General features: G+C 60.6%; 15 protein-coding genes and 1 pseudogene. 8 read left to right on the forward strand and 8 right to left on the reverse strand.

The features are described from left to right. Positions 1-11 precede the first annotated feature (11 nt). The 5 genes from XH83_RS26835 (at position 12) to XH83_RS26855 (ending at position 5697) form a co-directional block, all read left to right on the forward strand. A complete protein-coding gene (locus XH83_RS26835; RefSeq protein WP_194403685.1) occupies positions 12-800 on the forward strand; it encodes an acetoacetate decarboxylase in 789 nt (262 codons plus the stop codon). A gap of 32 nt (positions 801-832) precedes the next feature. Further along, on the forward strand, positions 833-2011 hold the full coding sequence (locus XH83_RS26840; protein WP_194403686.1) for a patatin-like phospholipase family protein: 1179 nt from the start codon (positions 833-835) through the stop codon (positions 2009-2011). Between the two features lie 34 nt (positions 2012-2045). Further along, the gene (locus XH83_RS26845; protein ID WP_194403687.1) at positions 2046-3197 is read left to right on the forward strand and encodes an HlyD family secretion protein; all 1152 of its coding nucleotides are present in this window, start codon (positions 2046-2048) and stop codon (positions 3195-3197) included. A 21-nt stretch (positions 3198-3218) separates the two neighbouring features. Continuing rightward, on the forward strand, positions 3219-4835 hold the full coding sequence (locus XH83_RS26850) for an MDR family MFS transporter (protein WP_194403688.1): 1617 nt from the start codon (positions 3219-3221) through the stop codon (positions 4833-4835). 79 nt (positions 4836-4914) lie between these two features. Then, positions 4915-5697: a 3-hydroxybutyrate dehydrogenase gene (locus XH83_RS26855; RefSeq protein WP_194408414.1), complete on the forward strand. Its 783-nt coding sequence runs from the start codon at positions 4915-4917 to the stop codon at positions 5695-5697. 344 nt (positions 5698-6041) lie between these two features. On the opposite strand, the gene XH83_RS26860 is transcribed toward XH83_RS26855, so the two are convergent. The 7 genes from XH83_RS26860 to XH83_RS26890 form a co-directional block, all read right to left on the reverse strand. Continuing rightward, positions 6042-6233, reverse strand: coding sequence for a hypothetical protein (locus XH83_RS26860; RefSeq protein WP_194403689.1), 192 nt, complete (start codon positions 6231-6233; stop codon positions 6042-6044). A 128-nt stretch (positions 6234-6361) separates the two neighbouring features. Next, positions 6362-8593, reverse strand: coding sequence for a trehalose-6-phosphate synthase (locus XH83_RS26865; protein WP_194403690.1), 2232 nt, complete (start codon positions 8591-8593; stop codon positions 6362-6364). 503 nt (positions 8594-9096) lie between these two features. Further along, complete coding sequence (locus XH83_RS26870) at positions 9097-9372, reverse strand: DUF5985 family protein (protein WP_194403691.1); 276 nt, start codon at positions 9370-9372, stop codon at positions 9097-9099. Beyond that, a complete protein-coding gene (locus tag XH83_RS26875) occupies positions 9372-9629 on the reverse strand; it encodes a DUF5985 family protein (protein WP_194403692.1) in 258 nt (85 codons plus the stop codon). Before XH83_RS26875 ends, XH83_RS26870 begins: the two co-directional genes overlap by 1 nt. A 2-nt stretch (positions 9630-9631) precedes the next feature. Next, positions 9632-10006 carry a hypothetical protein gene (locus tag XH83_RS26880; RefSeq protein ID WP_194403693.1) on the reverse strand — a complete coding sequence of 125 codons (375 nt, stop codon included), beginning with the start codon at positions 10004-10006 and terminating at the stop codon, positions 9632-9634. Positions 10007-10172: 166 nt separating this feature from the next. Next, positions 10173-10679 (reverse strand): PRC-barrel domain-containing protein, encoded by a 507-nt coding sequence (locus tag XH83_RS26885; protein ID WP_246776330.1) that lies wholly within the window; start codon positions 10677-10679, stop codon positions 10173-10175. A gap of 384 nt (positions 10680-11063) precedes the next feature. After that, complete coding sequence (locus XH83_RS26890) at positions 11064-11861, reverse strand: Crp/Fnr family transcriptional regulator (protein ID WP_194403694.1); 798 nt, start codon at positions 11859-11861, stop codon at positions 11064-11066. Positions 11862-11997: 136 nt separating this feature from the next. Between XH83_RS26890 and XH83_RS26895 the strand changes: the two genes are divergently transcribed. Together XH83_RS26895 and XH83_RS26900 are read left to right on the forward strand one after the other, a co-directional pair. Then, a complete protein-coding gene (locus tag XH83_RS26895; RefSeq protein WP_194403695.1) occupies positions 11998-14091 on the forward strand; it encodes an ATP-binding protein in 2094 nt (697 codons plus the stop codon). Further along, complete coding sequence (locus tag XH83_RS26900; protein ID WP_194403696.1) at positions 14063-14737, forward strand: response regulator transcription factor; 675 nt, start codon at positions 14063-14065, stop codon at positions 14735-14737. The genes XH83_RS26895 and XH83_RS26900 overlap by 29 nt, the downstream gene beginning before the upstream one ends. Positions 14738-15368: 631 nt before the next feature. Here the strand turns inward: XH83_RS26900 and XH83_RS26905 are convergent. Further along, entirely contained in the window at positions 15369-15599 is a 231-nt protein-coding gene (locus XH83_RS26905; RefSeq protein WP_194408508.1) for a hypothetical protein, read from the reverse strand. 182 nt (positions 15600-15781) lie between these two features. Here XH83_RS26905 and XH83_RS26910 point away from each other — a divergent pair. Further along, positions 15782-17076: pseudogene (locus XH83_RS26910) on the forward strand (cation:proton antiporter). Positions 17077-17454: the final 378 nt, after the last annotated feature.

A 17454-nucleotide genomic window follows, 5' to 3' on the forward strand; every position in this document is an offset into this window, starting at 1 on the left:
GCTCGACCTCGATGAAACACGAGACCCTGCGCGCGAGCGCGTTTGCGATGCCGCTGACGAACCCGGCCTTTCCGCCTGGCCCGTATCGCTTCGTCAATCGCGAGTATTTCATCATTCAGTACCGAACCGATCCCGAGGCGTTGCGCCGGATCGTGCCGGAACCGCTCGAATTGACCGAGCCGGTGGTGAATTACGAATTCATCCGCATGCCCGACTCCACCGGCTTCGGCGACTACACCGAAAGCGGTCAAGTGATTCCGGTATCTTTCCGGGGCGAGACCGGCAGCTTCACGCACCAGATGTTTCTCAACGATCATCCGCCGATTGCCGGCGGGCGCGAACTCTGGGGCTTTCCGAAGAAGCTTGCGCAGCCGGAACTCGCCGTCGAGACCGATACGTTGGTCGGGACCTTGAACTACGGTTCGGTCCGGGTTGCCACCGGCACCATGGGCTACAAGCACCGCACGCTCGACACAGCGCTCGAAGCCCGAAAACTCGCAGGCCCCAACTTCCTGCTCAAGATCATCCCTCACGTCGACGGCACGGCGCGCATCTGCGAACTGGTGCGCTACCACCTCGAAGACATCAACGTGAAGGGCGCGTGGACCGGGCCAGCCGCGCTGGATCTCTATTCGCATGCGCTGGCTCCCGTCGCCGAGCTGCCGGTTCTCCAGGTGTTGTCCGCCAAGCACATCGTTGCCGACCTGACGCTTGGGCTCGGCAACGTGATCCACGACTACCTCGCCCCTGGCGCTGCCGTGCGTGGACCAAGGGTTCTGATCGAAGCGAATGCCGGCTGATCGGATCGACCATCATGCAAGGAGTTCTGGCAATGCTGAACGTGATTCGCGAACGGACCAACCCAACGCCACAACAGCAAGGCAACGCGCTGCCCTACGATGTCGTCGCCCTCGTGCTGCAAGGCGGCGGTGCGCTCGGCGCCTATCAGGCGGGAGTCTATGAGGGCCTGCACGAGGCCGGCATCCGGCCGAACTGGCTGGCCGGCATTTCGATCGGCGCGCTCAACGCCGCGATCATCGCGGGCTCGCCTGAAGGCGAGCGGGTACAGCGGCTGCGTGAATTCTGGGAGACCATCTGCGCCTTTTCGATCGAGTGGCCCGCCGGCGAAGGGCTCGCCAATGCACTGCCGTTTGCGTTCGACATCAGCTCGGTGCGCAACGCGCTGGCGGCGACCCGGGCCCTGGTGCAGGGCCAGCCCGGCTTCTTCAAGCCGCGTTTCCCGCCGCCACTCTGGTCCCCGTTCCCGGGCGATGCAGCGACAAGCTTTTACGACACGGCGCCGTTGCAGCAGACGCTGGAGCGACTGGTCGACTTTGACCGCCTGAACTCGGGCGAAATGCGAGTCAGCGTCGGCGCGGTCAACGTCCGCACCGGCAACTTGGCCTATTTCGACACCGCCGAGCGCCGGCTCGGAGCCAAGCATTTCATGGCTTCCGGCGCCCTGCCGCCCGGATTCCCCGCCGTCGAAATCGACGGCGAGCACTATTGGGACGGCGGCGTCGTGTCCAACACGCCCCTCTCCCGCGTGCTGTCCGGCGAGCCGCGCGACACGCTGACGTTCCAGATCGATCTCTGGTCGGCCAGGGGCCGTGTTCCCCATGACATGATGGAAGTGTCGAGCCGCCAAAAGGACATTCAATATTCCAGCCGCACGCGCGCCATCACCGACCACATGACGCGGATGCAGACAATGCGTCAGGCGCTGCAGCGGACGATGGAGAAATTGCCGGCAAGCGCAAAGGACGATCCGGAAATCCGCGCCATTGCCGACCTGGCTCGCCATCGCTCCTACAACATCATCCACCTGATCTACCAGTCCAAGATCTACGAAGGCCACTCCAGGGACTACAAGTTCGGGTTGAGCGCGATGCGCACGCATTGGCAGAGCGGGTTGGATGACATCCGCCGCACGCTGGCAGAGCCACGACGCCTCGACCGGCCGCCCCCTGAACTAGGCATGGTCACCCACGACGTCCATCGCCGCGACTGAGCTTCAACGCATCCTGCAGATTTGGGAGAACGCCGTGTCCACACTTGCCTATGCCGATGAGCAAAAAGCCAAAACCAGCCTTCGTCCCTCACGGCAGGCGATTAAGCGTGCGGCCCTGGTGCTGGCGGCGGCGCTTGGCGTCGCTGCGGCCACCTCGTTCGGCCACTACTACTTCACCACCGGCCGCTATCTGGAAACAACCGACGATGCCTATGTCAAAGCCGACTCCACGATCGTCGCGCCGAAGGTTTCGGGCTACATCGGCGAAGTCCTCGTTGCCGACAACGAGCCGGTCAAGGCCGGGCAGTTGCTGGCGCGAATCGACGATCGCGACTTCAGGGCCGCACTCGATCAGGCTCACGCCGATGTCGCCGCGGCAAAGGCCGCGGTGCGCAACCTCAATGCGCAGATCGAATTGCAGGAGCCGGTCATCCAGCAACAGGCTGCCCTGGTCGAAGCCAGCGAGGCCGGGCTGAAGTTCGCGCGGGAAGAACAGGCCCGCTACGACGGCCTGATGAAGTCCGGTTCCGGCACCATTCAACGCGCGCAGCAGACCGACGCGGCGCTGCGCGAAAAGTCCGCCCAGTTGGCCGGCGAAAGATCGGCATTGATCGCCGCCAACAAGCGGATCGAGGTGCTCGCCACCGAACGCGCCAAGGCGGCGGCCCAGCTCGACCGCGCCCGCGCCGTCGAGCAACAGGCGGCGCTCAACCTGTCCTATACGCAGATCACCGCGCCCGTAGAGGGTACGGTCGGTGCGCGCTCGTTACGTGTGGGCCAGTTCGTGCAAGCCGGCACGCAGTTGATGGCGGTGGTTCCGCTCGATGCCGTGTACGTCATCGCCAATTTCAAGGAGACCCAGCTCACCCATGTGCGAAACGGTCAGCCGGTCGAACTGACCATCGACGGTTTCCACGACATCAGGCTGCGAGGCCGTGTCGACAGCCTCTCGCCGGCCAGCGGCCTCGAATTCGCGTTGCTGCCGCCCGACAACGCCACCGGCAACTTCACCAAGATCGTGCAGCGCGTGCCGGTCAAGATCGTGCTCGACGATCACGATCTGAAAGGCCTGCTGCGTCCGGGCATGTCGGCTGAACCGACGATCAACACCAAGTCGGCGGCCGTTGCCGCGCGTGAAGCGAAAAAGCGCCTCGCCTCGCGCGGCACGAACGCCACGGCTGAATGAATCCGGGTCCTGGAGAGTGTCATGAGCACGCTGCAAACCGCTGCCGATGCAAACGCCGCCGGTGAAGGCCGGACAACGGCGGCGCCGGCGGATCCCGCCGTAACCGCAAAGACCTGGATCGCGGTGGGCGGCGCGACACTCGGCGCCTTCATGGCGGTGCTCAACATCCAGATCGTCAATGCCTCACTCGCCGACATCCAGGGCGCGATCGGCGCCGGAACCGACGACGGCGGCTGGATTTCGACCTCGTATCTGATCGCCGAGATCGTGGTAATCCCGCTCTCCGGCTGGCTGGCCCAGGTGTTCTCGATCCGGGTGTATCTTCTCACCAACGCGATCCTGTTCCTGCTGTTCTCGGCGGCCTGCGCATTGGCCCAAAACCTGCCGCAGATGATCGTATTACGCGCGGTGCAGGGCTTTACCGGCGGCGTGCTGATCCCGATGGCATTCACGCTCATCATCACGCTGTTGCCGAAGGCGAAGCAGCCGATCGGACTCGCGCTGTTTGCGATCTCCGCGACGTTCGCTCCCGCAATCGGGCCAACGATCGGCGGCTATCTCACCGAGAACTGGGGCTGGGAGTATATTTTCTACGTCAACCTGGTACCCGGCACCGTAATGATTGCGATGCTGTGGTTCTCACTCGAGCCCGCCTCGATGAATCTGTCGCTGCTTGGCAAAGGCGACTGGCCGGGCATCGTTACGATGGCAATCGGCCTGTCCGCGCTGCAGACGGTTCTGGAGCAAGGCAACAAGGACGACTGGTTCGGTTCACCCTTCATCGTCAAAATGTCGGTTATCGCCGCGGTCGCGCTGTCCGCCTTCCTGTGGATCGAACTGACGGCAAGGAAGCCGTTGCTAAATCTGCGGCTGCTGGCTCGCCGCAATTTCGGCTTCGGCATCCTTGCCAACTTCCTGCTCGGTATCGCGTTGTACGGCTCGGTGTTCATCCTGCCGGTCTATCTGTCGCGTATCCAGGGCTACAATGCCGAACAGATCGGCATGGTGCTGGCGTGGACCGGACTGCCGCAATTGCTGTTCATCCCGCTGGTGCCGCAACTGATGCGGCGTTTCGATGCCCGGATCATCATCGGCATCGGCTTCGCGCTGTTCGCCGCCTCCAATTTCATGAACGTCCACATGACCAATGATTACGCCACCGACCAGTTGTTCTGGCCCAATGTCGTTCGTGCGGTCGGTCAGGCCTTCGTGTTCGCACCGCTGTCGGCCGTCGCTACGGCAGGCATCGAGGCCGAGAACGCCGGCTCGGCCTCCGGCTTGTTCAACATGATGCGCAACCTCGGCGGCGCCGTCGGCATCGCACTGTTGCAGACGTTGCTGACCAAGCGCGAACACTATCACTCCAACGTGCTGATGCAGTCTGTCTCGATGCTGGAACAGGCGACGCAGGCGAGGGTCGAGAAGCTGACGCAGTATTTCATCAGCCACGGCGTGATCGACCGCAGCGATGCTGCGCACCGGGCCTATGTCGCGATAGGCAGGATCGTGCAGAAGCAGGCGTTCATCCTCGCCTTCAGCGACATGTTCTTCCTGCTCGGCGCCGCGCTGATCGTGGCACTCGCGGCCTCCATGTTGCTGAAAAAGCCCGGCCAGCTCGATACCGGCGGCGCCCACTGACCATCCGTTCAACCCGCACCCCAGGAGTACGACCATGAACCCACGCACGAATCTCGACCAGGCGTCGAAAGAACTTCCGATGTTGATGGGCAAGGTGGCAATCGTCACCGGCTCGACCAGCGGCATAGGGCTCGGAATTGCGCGAGAACTCGCGCGGCTCGGCGCCGACCTTGTCTTGAACGGGTTCGGCGAGCCAGGCGAGATCGAGGCGATCCGCGACAGAATCGAGAAAGACCACGGCGTGCGCGCCGTCTACGACGGTGCCGACATGTCGAAAGCGGACGCCGTGCGCAGACTCATTTCCGCGACGATCGAGAAATTCGGTCGTCTCGACATCCTGGTGAGCAATGCCGGCATCCAGTTCACTGCCCCGGTCGATGAGTTCCCGGCTGCCAAGTGGGATGCAATCCTCGACATCAACCTGTCGGCCGCGTTCCACGGCATTGCGGCAGCGGTGCCTCAGATGAAAAAGCAGGGCTGGGGACGGATTATCAACATTGCCTCCACCCACGGACTTGTCGCTTCAACACACAAGGCCGCCTATGTCGCAGCCAAGCACGGACTGGTCGGCCTGACCAAAGTCGTCGGCCTGGAGACGGCAGGAAGCGGCGTCACCTGCAATGCGGTCTGCCCCGGCTGGGTGCGCACGCCTCTGGTCGAGAAGCAGATCAGCGACATGGCCACGCAACGCGGCATCAGTCAAACGCAAGCCGTCGAAGAACTGCTGTCCGAGAAACAACCGTCACTCGACTTTGCCTCGCCGGAGCAACTTGGAGGCACGGTGGCCTTCCTGTGCTCGCCGGCAGCAGACCAGATTACGGGAACAACGATCGCCGTCGATGGCGGCTGGACCGCGCAATAGCCGGGAGTCGAGCCATCCGGCAGACAGTCGATATCGGAGCAGCCCACGGGTGATGGAGCAGAGCTGTCGCGTCTGGAGGCGCGGCTGCCGCTGTTGCTCAGCATGATCGCTGGAACGATCGACTCCACCGATCTCCCTTGCCGGGAGACTTGAACGGCCGCGTTCAAGTCTCTAGCGGCGGTCGCGCAATGCCTGCCGTGCGCCGAGCTCAGGACCAAAGCCCCTCACACGAGTTGTCGCCAGATTCTCTTTGATCTCCGGTGCACACGTCGTGCAACGCCACTCCCCGCTCGAGCATGGCTCGGAGACGGGCGTCTGCTCCGATCCAGCTGATGCTCGGGAGCTCATCCGGCGAGCAGTCCCGAAATGAGGGCTGCTGCGCCGAGACCGAGAAACGACAGGACCACCGGAGGATACAGGACAAGTGCGGCATCGAAACGTAGGAACTTCGGATGTTCGCCGGCGCGGTTCGGCAGCCCAATGAAGATCAGGACGCCTGCAGCTGCGATCATGGCAGCTCCGATCAACGTATTCATGTTAGCTCCTCGTCCGACCAGCAAGTGACCTGTGGATCACCAGCGTGCGCGCAAGCAGCGCGTGGTGGAAGGGAGGATCGGTACGATACAGTACTGTGTTCTTGAAAAATCGGGATTTTCAGAGCCGATCAGATCGGCTTGGGACTGAGACGAGCCTTGGCGGCCAGCCCAAGAACCCGCTCCCGGGTACGACTTCGGGCAGCGTCGACCAGCATCGCGCCCGCCCAACGGTAGACGTTATGCTCCTTCACTTGCTGCCGCATGAGCTTCATGCGCTCGGCCTGTTCCTGAATTGGCATCGTCAGCGCAATCTCAATCGCTGATGCCATTTCTTCCGTGTCATAAGGATTGACGATGAGCGCTTCGGATAGTTCTCGCGACGCACCGGTGAAGCTCGACAAGATCAGGACACCGGCATTGTCCTCCCGCGAGCTGACGAACTCCTTCGCCACCAGGTTCATTCCATCATGCAGGCTGCTGACGACGCAGGCATCGGCTGCCCTGAACAAGCGGAAGACCTCCGCTGGCTCGTAATGCCGCGCGATCAGGTGAATTACGGGCTGGCGACCGGAGTGCCTCCCATTTATTTCGGCGGCGAGCGCCTCGGCTTCGGCTTGGAGCTTCGAATACGAGCTGAGCTTGCTGCGTGTCGGGGCTGCGACCTGAACGAATAGCAGCCGATCTCTCCAGGTTGGATTTCGTGAAAGTAGCGCGTCGACGGCGCGCATGCGATCGAGAATGCCCTTGGTGTAATCGAAACGTTCGACACCGACGATCAGCCGCGTTCCGTCCGCGAGTCCGAATTGGGCGACCACATCGGATCGGCAATGCGCCGGAGGCGGCAGCTTTTCCAGCTCCTTCGGCGGCCATTCGATGGAGATCGGATAGGCGCGTACCCTTGTTTCATGTCCCCCTAAGCTGACCGTCTGCACTTCGCGATCGATCCTGCTTTCTACGAAACGATCGACGCCCTCGATGAAATTGTTGCAGTGGAACTGGGTATGGAATCCGATAATCGTGCTGCCGAGCATGCCTTCGATGATCTCCGCCTTCCAAGGGCATATGCCGAAGGTCTCTGCATTCGGCCAGGGGATGTGCCAGAAGGTGATGATCGTCGCCTTCGGCAATCGCTCACGGATCATTCTCGGAGCAAGCGCGAAGTGATAATCCTGGACCAGCACGACGGGATCCTCGGTACGCGCCTCGGTGACGACGGCGTCGGCAAAGCGCTGGTTGATCTGCCGATACATCTGCCAATCGGTCAACCTGAATGTCGGCCGCACGAAAACGATGTGGCACAACGGCCAGAGCCCTTCATTGGCAAATCCGTAATAGTAGCCGTCCTGCTCCTCCTCGGAGATCCAGATGCGCCGGAGCGTGTAGGCCGGAGCAGCCTCGGGCACCCGGATTCTATCATTCTCGTCGACCGCTTCCCGATCGGCGCTGCCGCTGCCGTGAGCGATCCACGTGCCGCCGCAGGCACGCATGATTGGCTCCAGGGCCGAGACCAATCCGCTCGCCGGCCGCTGCACCACCCTTCCCGCTTCCGACGCGTTGTGGATGTAGGGCTCCCGATTGGACACGACGAGAACTTCGGCCCCCGGCAGAACGCCGTGCAGCACCTCTTGAAGCGATTTTGGCGTCCACTCGATCTGGCTCGTAAGCGCGACCTGGTCGGCGCTGCGCAACAACTTGTGAATCTCGCGATCGATAGACCCGCCGCTCAACTCAAGCGACTCTCCCTGGGCACCTCGGCGCACGTCGTCGACCGCGCGTCGCAAGGCGTCCATCCATCCTCTCATGATCAGGACGGCGAAAATGATCGTGCCCACTGTGAGGACCAGAACGACGCTTGCAAGCGCGGCCAGAAGATATGACAGCACTTGGCTTGATCTCGCCGCGGCGAAGCTGAGGTCGGTCAGGATGACGAGATAGGAGCGGCCACGGCCGCTTTGAACCGGGAAAGCAGCGACGAGAATCCGCCGCCCCCCGCTGGTTATGCTGGTGAAACTTTCGCTTTCGGACTTCGCCGACTTCTCGCACGAAAAGTTGGCCGGCATCTCTGGCGTCGGCGCGATCAACGACCCTTCCGGATCGCAAAATCCAACCGCGAGAATCTTCTTGTCGAGCGCGACCCTCTTGAAGAGGTCTGCGAGGCGGTCCCAAGCTCGGTCCTCGACATCTCGGCCAAGCAGCGGCCCAATGGCGTTGAAGACCAACTTGGATCTGGCCTCGACATCGCTCCGCGACCATTGCTGTACGATTCCACCGGTAAACGGAGAAATCCCGAACGCAACGATTGCGGCTACCGCCAAGCCGAAAACGCCATAGCGGAAGAACTGCTTATAGGATATCGGCATCACTCGGCTTTACCCGGCCATCCCTGGAGAATTATCCAGGAACCGGAGCGATCGCAGCTCGCGGGGCGCATTTGAGCAGGCATCTTCGACAAGCAGCGCCGCGCAAACAGCCGCCAGGCCCGGATGGCCCTCAGCTCGGATTAACGAGCTGCTTGGCCGGCTCAATGCCACCGCGCTCAGCGTTGCAGCTGAGGCAAACCGCACGTGCCACTTGTGCTCCCCGGATAGCCAGTCGTTCATGCCGATGCGGCGTCCTTTGCTCGCAAGACGAGCAGTACGCCTGCGGAAACACGTTCAGTGTCGTTCGACTCGATGTGCTGATCATGGACTCCCCCTGTTCAATATCCTTTCACGGCCGCCGTCGAGCAAGCAGCGACAGGGCGGATCGACGTTTCATGGTACGCAACTGTACCAATTCGCTCGACGGCCGCGGATTGCGAGCAGCGATAGGCCTGACGTCGGCCGCCCATTGGAGCAGGAGACCAGCAATAGGGATGCGAGCCTCATTTCCGCTTCTTCGGAAGGGCGTTCTTTCCGGCGATGGAGAACGCGATCAGGCCGAACGTGATCAGCCGCGGAATGAAGAACACCGGCTCGCTCGCATTCGTCACTTGCACCACCGCCAGGACAAATCTCGCAACGGCGTCGATCGCAAAAGCCGCGGCGAAGAACAGAAAAAGGGCGTCCCCCGACTTACGCCAAAACTTCAGGAAATGCACGCTCGCCAGAAACGACGCGAACGCCGTCGCTCCCGACAGGACGGGATTCAGATGATCCATCACTCCGCCTCCCACACCATGCCGATGAGCAGGACCGTCATCGCAAGGAGCCCGATCGATAGACGCAGGGCAGAAAGATCGATTTGAGGAAATATGATCTTATCCATCCAGAGAGCGGCATTTTCCAGGGTCAGTCCCGCAAAGCAGATTGCGCTCCATAGGAGCAGTTTCGACCTGCTACCGAAATACGCTCGAGCGAGCAGCCAAGCACAGAAGCCGCTCGTGATTGCGCAGAGGCTGTAAATCACCGCGGCCATCACTAGTCCTTTCGAATCCTGAAGGCGTCGGAGAATTCCTGGATGCGGCGCGGCTTGCTGTGAATGATGTGAGTGATTGGGATCAAGTGCCGCGAATAAGCTTTCGCCAGACTATCAACCACTGGCCGCAGTTCGGCTTGGGGCGCGAAGGAGTACATTCCTGCGTCGCACTCCAGAAAGCCGTCTCGCTTGAGGGACGCCAAAGCATCGGCCACCTCCGCCCTGCCAGCGTAAAGGCGCGCAGCGAGAGCTTCCAGCAGCCAACGCTCACCGGTCCGCTTATGGAGAAATAGAAGAGCCTCTAGCTGCGCCACGGAATGTATGTAGCGGCGCACCAGCTCCTTTACCTCTTCCGGCAACTCTTGATCAGACATCATCGACCTCAGCCAGCGCCGCGCAAGCTGATCGATTCAAACTGCAAGTTCAAGACTGCTTTTACCTGCGGCAAGCCAGGACTCTATCGAACGGGAAGACAGCCCAAAGGCGGCGTCATCTTCGATGACACCGCCTCGATGATCGGCGATGAAGTCGATCGAAAACGCCTCAGTACTTGAATTCAGGCATTTTCTTCAGCTGATCCTTGTTGGCATTCAGTACGATATGGTCCGGATACCAGTTGTCGCTTCGCTTAGCCGACGTCGATGTGCTTCCCGTCGTGCTCGTCGAGGCACTGCCAGTCTTTCCGGCGCCGTCGTTGGACGCCGTCTTCATCGGCTCCTTGGCGAATTTCAGTTGATCAAAGGCAACGGCAACGTTGTGCTCGCCCATTCCCAGGAAGCCTCCCACCCCGATCACGACATTTGCAACCCGACCGCTGGAGTCGAGGATCAGATCGTTGATGTCGCCGATCTTCTCGTTGCTATTGTTGTAAACGTTCACGCCAACCAGCTTTGATGCACGCCATTCGCCCTCCTTGTGTATCGATGCGGTCGGGGAAGTCGTTGCGTGGATATTTGGCGCTGTGGCTGTCCCGCCATTCTGGGGCGCCTGTGCCGAGGCAGGGGCGGCAAGCAACATCGCGGATGCAATAATGCAGAGTGGTTTCTTCACGACGATTTCTCCTTGTGTTGTTGGATCATCGTCAACTCGTCCCCTGGTCGGAAGTTTCGTCTGGCCTGACGCGCGGTACGCTCCCGCACAATTGTCCGACCAACCTAAGGCGACTCCGCATCTTCTGACGCAGCATTGCGCGTGTCACGGATGGGTTGCATATGATGTATTCGACCATCGCTATGATGTCGTCCCTGGTACGATTGCAGCAGGGGTTCTCGTAAGCTGCAAGAAGCCTTTGAGCCTCCTCCAAGGCCGCTATCATGACCTCGGCGTCGGATCTGATTTTGATTTCCTGCGATGACATATCAGCCTCTACGACCGCCCGTTGCTCCAAATACATCAGGTCTCATTCGCCGCCGCGACTCGATCGGCGACACGAGCTCACGAATATGCCGTGCGGAGAGCCGGTACCGCGGCGGAACGGTTGTGCGCCGATAGAATGATCCCCTGACAATCGCAGGACATTGCCTTCAGCTTGGTCTCGTCCGCGACAACGATCCCTGCCCTCCGGCATCTGATCACGCCTTCGCGCGCCAGATATCCGAGAGCAACCGTAACTCCGGCGCGCCTGACTGCGAGAGCATTCGCGATGTAGCTGTGCGTGAAAGGCACCTCGCGAGACCCGAGCCTGTCGCTGGCGACCAGCAGCCAGCGTGCGAGTCGTTGATGCAGCGTGTGCCTGGAATTGCAGGCCGACAATTGCGAACTGTGGATCAAGATCGCCTGCACATAACCCAGAAGCAGCTTTTCGAGCTCGACGTCCCGCTTGATCAGCGAGATCAGTTGCTCGGACCTGATACGCAGCGCTTGCCCCGGCAGTCGCACGCTGCATCGGTGCGGCGAGACGTGCATGCCGAGGACGAGGGGTACGCCGACAAAATCCTTCATGCCGAGGGTATGGATCTCCACAGGCAAGCAGTCGCCAGCCCGGGTTGTAACGGAACATCCACCCGACTCGATGAAGTAGCCGTAACGCAGCGGCGTGCCACGATCGTAGAGAACTTGCCCCCTGTTAAGAGGCACCGTCTCGCAGCTATCGAGCAAGCGACACCGCGACGACGTCGACAACCGTGATACGAGTTCGTTGCGACCAGGATCGCGCAAAGCTGCGTCGCTGCAAGGCTGCTTCACGTTGAGGTCGCTATTGATCGACAGCGGCAGCGAGGACGAATGTTCCATGTCAAGCTCAATTCTAGACCGCAACAATGATTACCTGTAGCATGCGACGGAACGCTCCATCCTGGGAGTCGGGGTGACCATTGGTACTGTCGGGAAAAACCTGACTTGAGCGAAAACACTGAGGAAGAGCCGAAACGTGGCCGTTTCGCCGTCTCATTTGAAGCCTAGCGGCCTGGAAACACCGGCCTCGAGCGCCCGGCGTGCGGCGCGCCGTCCTCTGATCCTCGTGTTTATTGCCGCTGCGATGCCTCTGGCGCTTTTTGCAGGATGGGTCGTTTTCCTGAATGCCCAGCAGCAACGCAGAGGGTCTCAGACCGCCGCCGTGGAGACTCTTGATAACGTCGTAAACCGGCTTGCTTCGGAGATCAGTCTCCAGCTCGAGATCGCCGAAACCCTCGCGGCTTCCGCGACGCTCGACACGCCGGACCTCGATGCGTTCTATCGGGAAGCCACGCGCGTTAACGAAGCACGACTCCTTTGGCAGACCATTCAGCTGGTCGATCCCAATGGAAATCAAGTGCTGGACGTCAGCCGGCCGCTCGGAGACGGGATGCGCGCCACTGCCGACCGCGAAAATTTCGAACAAATCCTCAGGACAAGGAAGCCGGCCATCGGCGGCATCGGGCCACGAGGTCCTGTCACCGGCAAGCGTGTGGTCGCCGTGAGGGCTCCGGTCGAGCGCGATGGACAGTTGAAGTTCGTGCTCACGGTGGCCCTCGTCCCCGATGCAATCAGCCAGATCTTGAAGAGCGCAGGCGCCCCGGCAGGTTGGGTGGGCTTCGTCGTTGATGCCAAGGGCAACATCGTCGCCCGGACCTTCGGCGAGCAGTCCGAGCTCGGACAATCCGCCAGCGACACCGTACGTCAGGCGATCGCCTCTGCGCCCGAAGGAAGCTATGTCAAGACCACCTCTGCCGGCGACCAAGTGGATTCGATCTATAAAGTCATTCCAGGCACCAGCGGATGGTCCGTCCACTTTGGAATACCGACGCAAGAGCTCAACGGGCCGGTTCAGCGCTCGGCGCTCTTTCTTGCCGGCGGAGGAATCCTGAGCTTCGTTCTGGCGCTCACTCTGGCTTGGTACACAATTCGCGACATTTCCTTGCGTCGGCGCGAACAGGAGGCTCAGGCGGCACTGGCGCTCAGTGCCAGCGAGGAGCGACGCAGATTGACGATCGATGCGGCCGACCTCGGCGTCTTCAGCTGGGACTTTGCCACCAGAGAAGCGCTGGTATCGCCCCGCGCTCGGGAAATGCTCCAGATCGAGGGTTCGCGCTCCGACGGCGACATGAGCCTCCCGATCGACAGGATGCTGAGCAGCATTGATCCCGCCGATCAACAGCAGTTTGAGTCATCGCTGCTCAGTTGCCGTTCGGGCAACGTCGCAATTGCTGATTTCCGTACTGCCTCCCCTAACAGCAGATGGTTGCGGGCCAGCGGCCGCCTATCTCGTCTGGATGACCGGAACCTGGACGTTGTTTACGGCGTCATTTTGGATATTGATGAGACCAAACGAGCCGAGCTGGAACGGCAGCAGTTGCTCCGACGTCTTTCGGATGCGGAAGAAAACGAGCGACGTCGAATTGCGCGAGAGCTGCATGATCAGATCGGGCAAACGGTGACCGGTCTCCTCCTCGGCCTCAAGGGTCTGGAACCGTTTCTCGGCGCGAGCCAAAAACGCAAACTTGGATTGGAGAAGCTCAACTGGCTGCAAGGGCTGGCAAGAGGGATTGGACGCGACATCCATCAAGTCGCCTCAGATCTGCGGCCGACCGCTCTGGACGATCTGGGGCTTTACAAGGCGCTCGAAGCATTTTGTGCGGAGATCCAGCGCCGCTTCGGGCTGAGCGTTGATTATCAACCCTTGGGCAGAAGGGACCGTTTGGGCCAAGACGTCGAAATCGCTGTCTACCGCGCCGTCCAGGAAGCCATCAACAACGTGGTCAAACACGCACGCGCTCGAAACATCAGTGTGGTCATTGACCGGCGTACGGCGGAGCTGAGGATCGTCGTCGAAGACGACGGGAACGGCTTCGACCTTCAAGGGTTTTCGCAAGGCGACAGCCGTCACTCAAAGCTGGGCCTTTCGGTGATCGAGGAGCGCCTGACACTGTTGGGCGGATCTCTGGCGATCGAATCTGAACCCGGCCACGGCACCTCCCTTTTCATGAGAATTCCGGTGCCAACAGAGGAGATGGGCTATGTGCCCGATCCGGATCACGTTAACTGACGATCATCCGCTCGTTCTGGCCGGGATGAAAGCACTGCTTCAGGGCGTGGAGGACATCGAGATTGTCGGCGAAGCGACTGACGGACAGGCTGCACTCGACGTCATTCAACAAACCACACCTGACATCGCTATCCTGGATATCTCGCTTCCGGGAGTCAGCGGCCTGGAAGTCGCTCGTAGGTTGGCGGCTCAGCTGCCGCAGGTTCGTCTGCTGGCTTTGACCGTTCACGAGGATCACGCCTACGTCCAGCCTATGCTACAGGCGGGCGTCCGCGGATATCTGCTGAAGCGCTCCGCGGCCGACGAACTCGAGCGCGCAGTTCGCGCGATAGCGGGAGGCGGACTGTATCTGGATCCCGCAATAGCAGAGAAAGCGCTTCCATCCACGCTAGGGGCGCATGCCTCTTCGAGCACTGCAGCAACCAGCGAATTGACGCCGCGCGAGAGCGAGGTTCTCAGACTGATCGCGCAAGGCTTCAGTAACAAGGAAATCGCCAATCAGCTCAGCATCAGCATCAAGACCGTTGAAACCTACAAGGCCAGGGCCGTGGAAAAGCTCGGGCTTTACACGCGCGCAGACATCGTCCGGTACGGTGTTGCACTCGGGTGGTTGGGCCATCCCGCGAAGAGTGCCGATCAGGTTTGAACCGATCTCGGCGGAGGGGTCGGCCGAACCAAGTCAGGATTTTCCCGACAGATCGAGTTGATCCTCCCGACTTCACCATTGGGCGGTGCAGACTATCGTTCTCGGAGTGGATGGATAACAGGCCGAATCCGCGGCCGGAACATGCGTCGCTCCCCCGCGCTGCGATCCGTATTCCCGGAACGGCAAGCTCGCTTGGAGGCACAGATGAGAAATGTACTTTTCCGAGGACGCGCTGGTCGCCGGCTCTTCGCAAGCTACGAGGGGCTGCCGAAGCTCGCGGCGCGAACGACTTCGCGCTTGGATGCCCGCATGGCCAGAATCGCGGGCATCGCCCTCACATGCGTGTACCTCACGTGCCTGTTGCTCTCAGCGTATGCGATTGCTTGACCGGCTCGAGTTATGAGGACCGGACCAAGCCGGAGATCGTCTGATCATGGATGTGGCCTTGGCGCTCACCTTGCTCGGCATGTTGCTCTTCGGTGGCGCGGCGCTCGAGATCGCAGCTCGGCGCTTTTACAGGGATCTCAATCGTCAGATTCCGATGTAGGCTAAGTTTTCGATTTAGGACGCAGAGGTCAGTGCTGTAAATCTGAGAGGGCCGCCGTAGGGGGCGGCCTCTCGTCGCTGGCGGCTATCGGCAGACACGCACGTGCTTCACGATACGCCGACCGTGATAGCCGCGCTTGACTATGGTCCGCACCGTGCAAACCCTCCGATGATGATGATAGTGGTAGCCGACCCGCATCGTCTCGGATGCTGCCGCTGCGCCGACCGGAGGCGCCGTCATCGCATTTGCAGGGACCAGGAACTGAGTCCCCGCGAGCAAAGCAGCAGCGGCCAACCCATAGGCGATTTTCTTCATGATTCTTCCTTGTCGTATGCCCCGGTTCGCTTTCTAGGTCCGGCCGATGAACACGAAGTGAATGCAGAGACGGATAGCCGTCGTCGCGATCATTCGCCGCAGATGCATGAATAGAAGCTGACGCGCACAGTGTCCGCGAGCGAGATGCGTTGGCACTTTCGCCAGAACAAATGGAACTTGCCGTGCTTTCGCTAATGGATATTGCCGCCGTTCTGCTCACGCTGTCAGCCATCTTCGGCTGGCTCAACCACAAGTTCCTGCCGCTGTCTCGCAGCGTAGGACTTCTAGTGATGAGCGTCCTGACCTCGCTGCTTTTGATAACCTTGGATGCAGCGATTCCCTCAGTTCAACTGCTTGACCAGCTTGCCGATGGACTGCGACAGATCGACTTTGCCGAAGTCGTCGTGAACGGAATGCTTGCGTTTCTTCTGTTCGCCGGTGCCCTGCACGTGGATCTTGAAACGCTCAAGAGCCGCGCGGTTCCGGTCTTTCTTCTGGCGGTTTTTGGCACGTTGATCTCGACTGCTCTCGTCGGCATGATGTTCTGGCTTATCTGCGGTCTCATGAACTTACCGGTCTCGCTCGGCTGGGCGTTCGTCTTCGGCGCATTGATCAGCGCGACCGATCCGGTGGCTGTCCTCAGCACACTCCGCAACACCAACGTACCTAAAGAACTACAGATCGAGACTGAAGGCGAAGCGTTGTTCAATGACGGCGTGGGGATTGTCCTGTTCACCATCCTGCTTCGCTTCGCGAGTTCGGGCGACGGGGCGCAAGTTTCGACTGCTGACGTCGCAGGGCTGCTGATTCGCGAGGCTGGTGGCGGGATCGTACTGGGGTTGATGACCGGTTATATCGCGTATCGCGCGATGCGACTCATTGACGACTACGCTATCGAGGTTCTGATCTCGCTGGCCCTCGTGACCGGTACTTACGCTGTCGCTCTTCATTTGCACGTCAGCGGACCGCTTTCTATGGTTACGGCGGGTCTTCTTATCGGAGACCGAGGACCGCGGTATGCAATGAGTGAGCGGACTCAAGGCTATCTCTTCGCGCTTTGGACGCTCATTGACGAAATTCTCAATTCGGTTCTCTTTCCCTCATCGGGCTCGAGACACTCATCCTCCGCTTTGATCTCCGCAGCTTTGGCCTCGCGGCAGCAACTGTGCCGATCGTCCTTTTCGCCCGGTTTGCCTCAGTCGGCGTCCAACCGTTCTTGTTCGGATGGACCCGGTTGCTCTCCTTGCGAAACGCGCCTTTCCTGACCTGGGCAGGTGTGCGTGGCGGGATCTCGGTTGCCCTTGCGTTGTCGTTGCCGGATAGTCCAGCCAGGACCGCGATACTCGCCTCAACCTATGCGGTCGTTCTGTTCAGCATCATCATCCAAGGCTCGACTCTGGGCTGGGTTGCAAGACGGACTGTAGGACAACAGCTTGCCCCATCCCAAGAGGCGGGCTCCGGCCGTCAATCCTCGTAGCTATCGATGGCGGCGTCCCGCGATCACACGCTTGGTTACAACGCCGACGATGTCCTTCATGCGGGGACGCGTTCCGGTGCGGACAACGATTGCGGCTCCGGCCCGATTCGGCAATGGCGTCGTCGACAGCAGGGAGCCGAAGAAGCATATGCTGCAATGCTCCTCGTCATCGTCCAACCCGGCGGGATGAGCCTGCGATACCAGCGACGCCGGAGGCGTGTGGACGCTTCCCACTGCCGTCACACCGCTGCTACGGCATCGAAGACTAGCGTGGAAAATCATGGAAATGGCGGAGAGAATGGAGTCAAACCCACGATTCCTATCGTGGTGTTGAATCCCTTGCAGCATCATTCCTGCTCATTCGGCTGAAGTCGGCCG

Source organism: Bradyrhizobium sp. CCBAU 53351 (genome assembly GCF_015291745.1).
Classification (GTDB): domain Bacteria; phylum Pseudomonadota; class Alphaproteobacteria; order Rhizobiales; family Xanthobacteraceae; genus Bradyrhizobium.

Excerpts from the sequence above, each read along its gene's own strand:
- XH83_RS26835 (WP_194403685.1), top strand. The coding sequence starts at position 12 with ATGAAACACGAGACCCTGCGCGCGAGCGCGTTTGCGATGCCGCTGACG.
- XH83_RS26840 (WP_194403686.1), top strand. The coding sequence starts at position 833 with ATGCTGAACGTGATTCGCGAACGGACCAACCCAACGCCACAACAGCAA.
- XH83_RS26850 (WP_194403688.1), top strand. The coding sequence starts at position 3,219 with ATGAGCACGCTGCAAACCGCTGCCGATGCAAACGCCGCCGGTGAAGGC.
- XH83_RS26855 (WP_194408414.1), top strand. The coding sequence starts at position 4,915 with ATGTTGATGGGCAAGGTGGCAATCGTCACCGGCTCGACCAGCGGCATA.
- XH83_RS26860 (WP_194403689.1), bottom strand. The coding sequence starts at position 6,233 with ATGAATACGTTGATCGGAGCTGCCATGATCGCAGCTGCAGGCGTCCTG.
- XH83_RS26865 (WP_194403690.1), bottom strand. The coding sequence starts at position 8,593 with ATGCCGATATCCTATAAGCAGTTCTTCCGCTATGGCGTTTTCGGCTTG.
- XH83_RS26870 (WP_194403691.1), bottom strand. The coding sequence starts at position 9,372 with ATGGATCATCTGAATCCCGTCCTGTCGGGAGCGACGGCGTTCGCGTCG.
- XH83_RS26875 (WP_194403692.1), bottom strand. The coding sequence starts at position 9,629 with ATGGCCGCGGTGATTTACAGCCTCTGCGCAATCACGAGCGGCTTCTGT.
- XH83_RS26880 (WP_194403693.1), bottom strand. The coding sequence starts at position 10,006 with ATGATGTCTGATCAAGAGTTGCCGGAAGAGGTAAAGGAGCTGGTGCGC.
- XH83_RS26890 (WP_194403694.1), bottom strand. The coding sequence starts at position 11,861 with ATGGAACATTCGTCCTCGCTGCCGCTGTCGATCAATAGCGACCTCAAC.
- XH83_RS26900 (WP_194403696.1), top strand. The coding sequence starts at position 14,063 with ATGTGCCCGATCCGGATCACGTTAACTGACGATCATCCGCTCGTTCTG.
- XH83_RS26905 (WP_194408508.1), bottom strand. The coding sequence starts at position 15,599 with ATGAAGAAAATCGCCTATGGGTTGGCCGCTGCTGCTTTGCTCGCGGGG.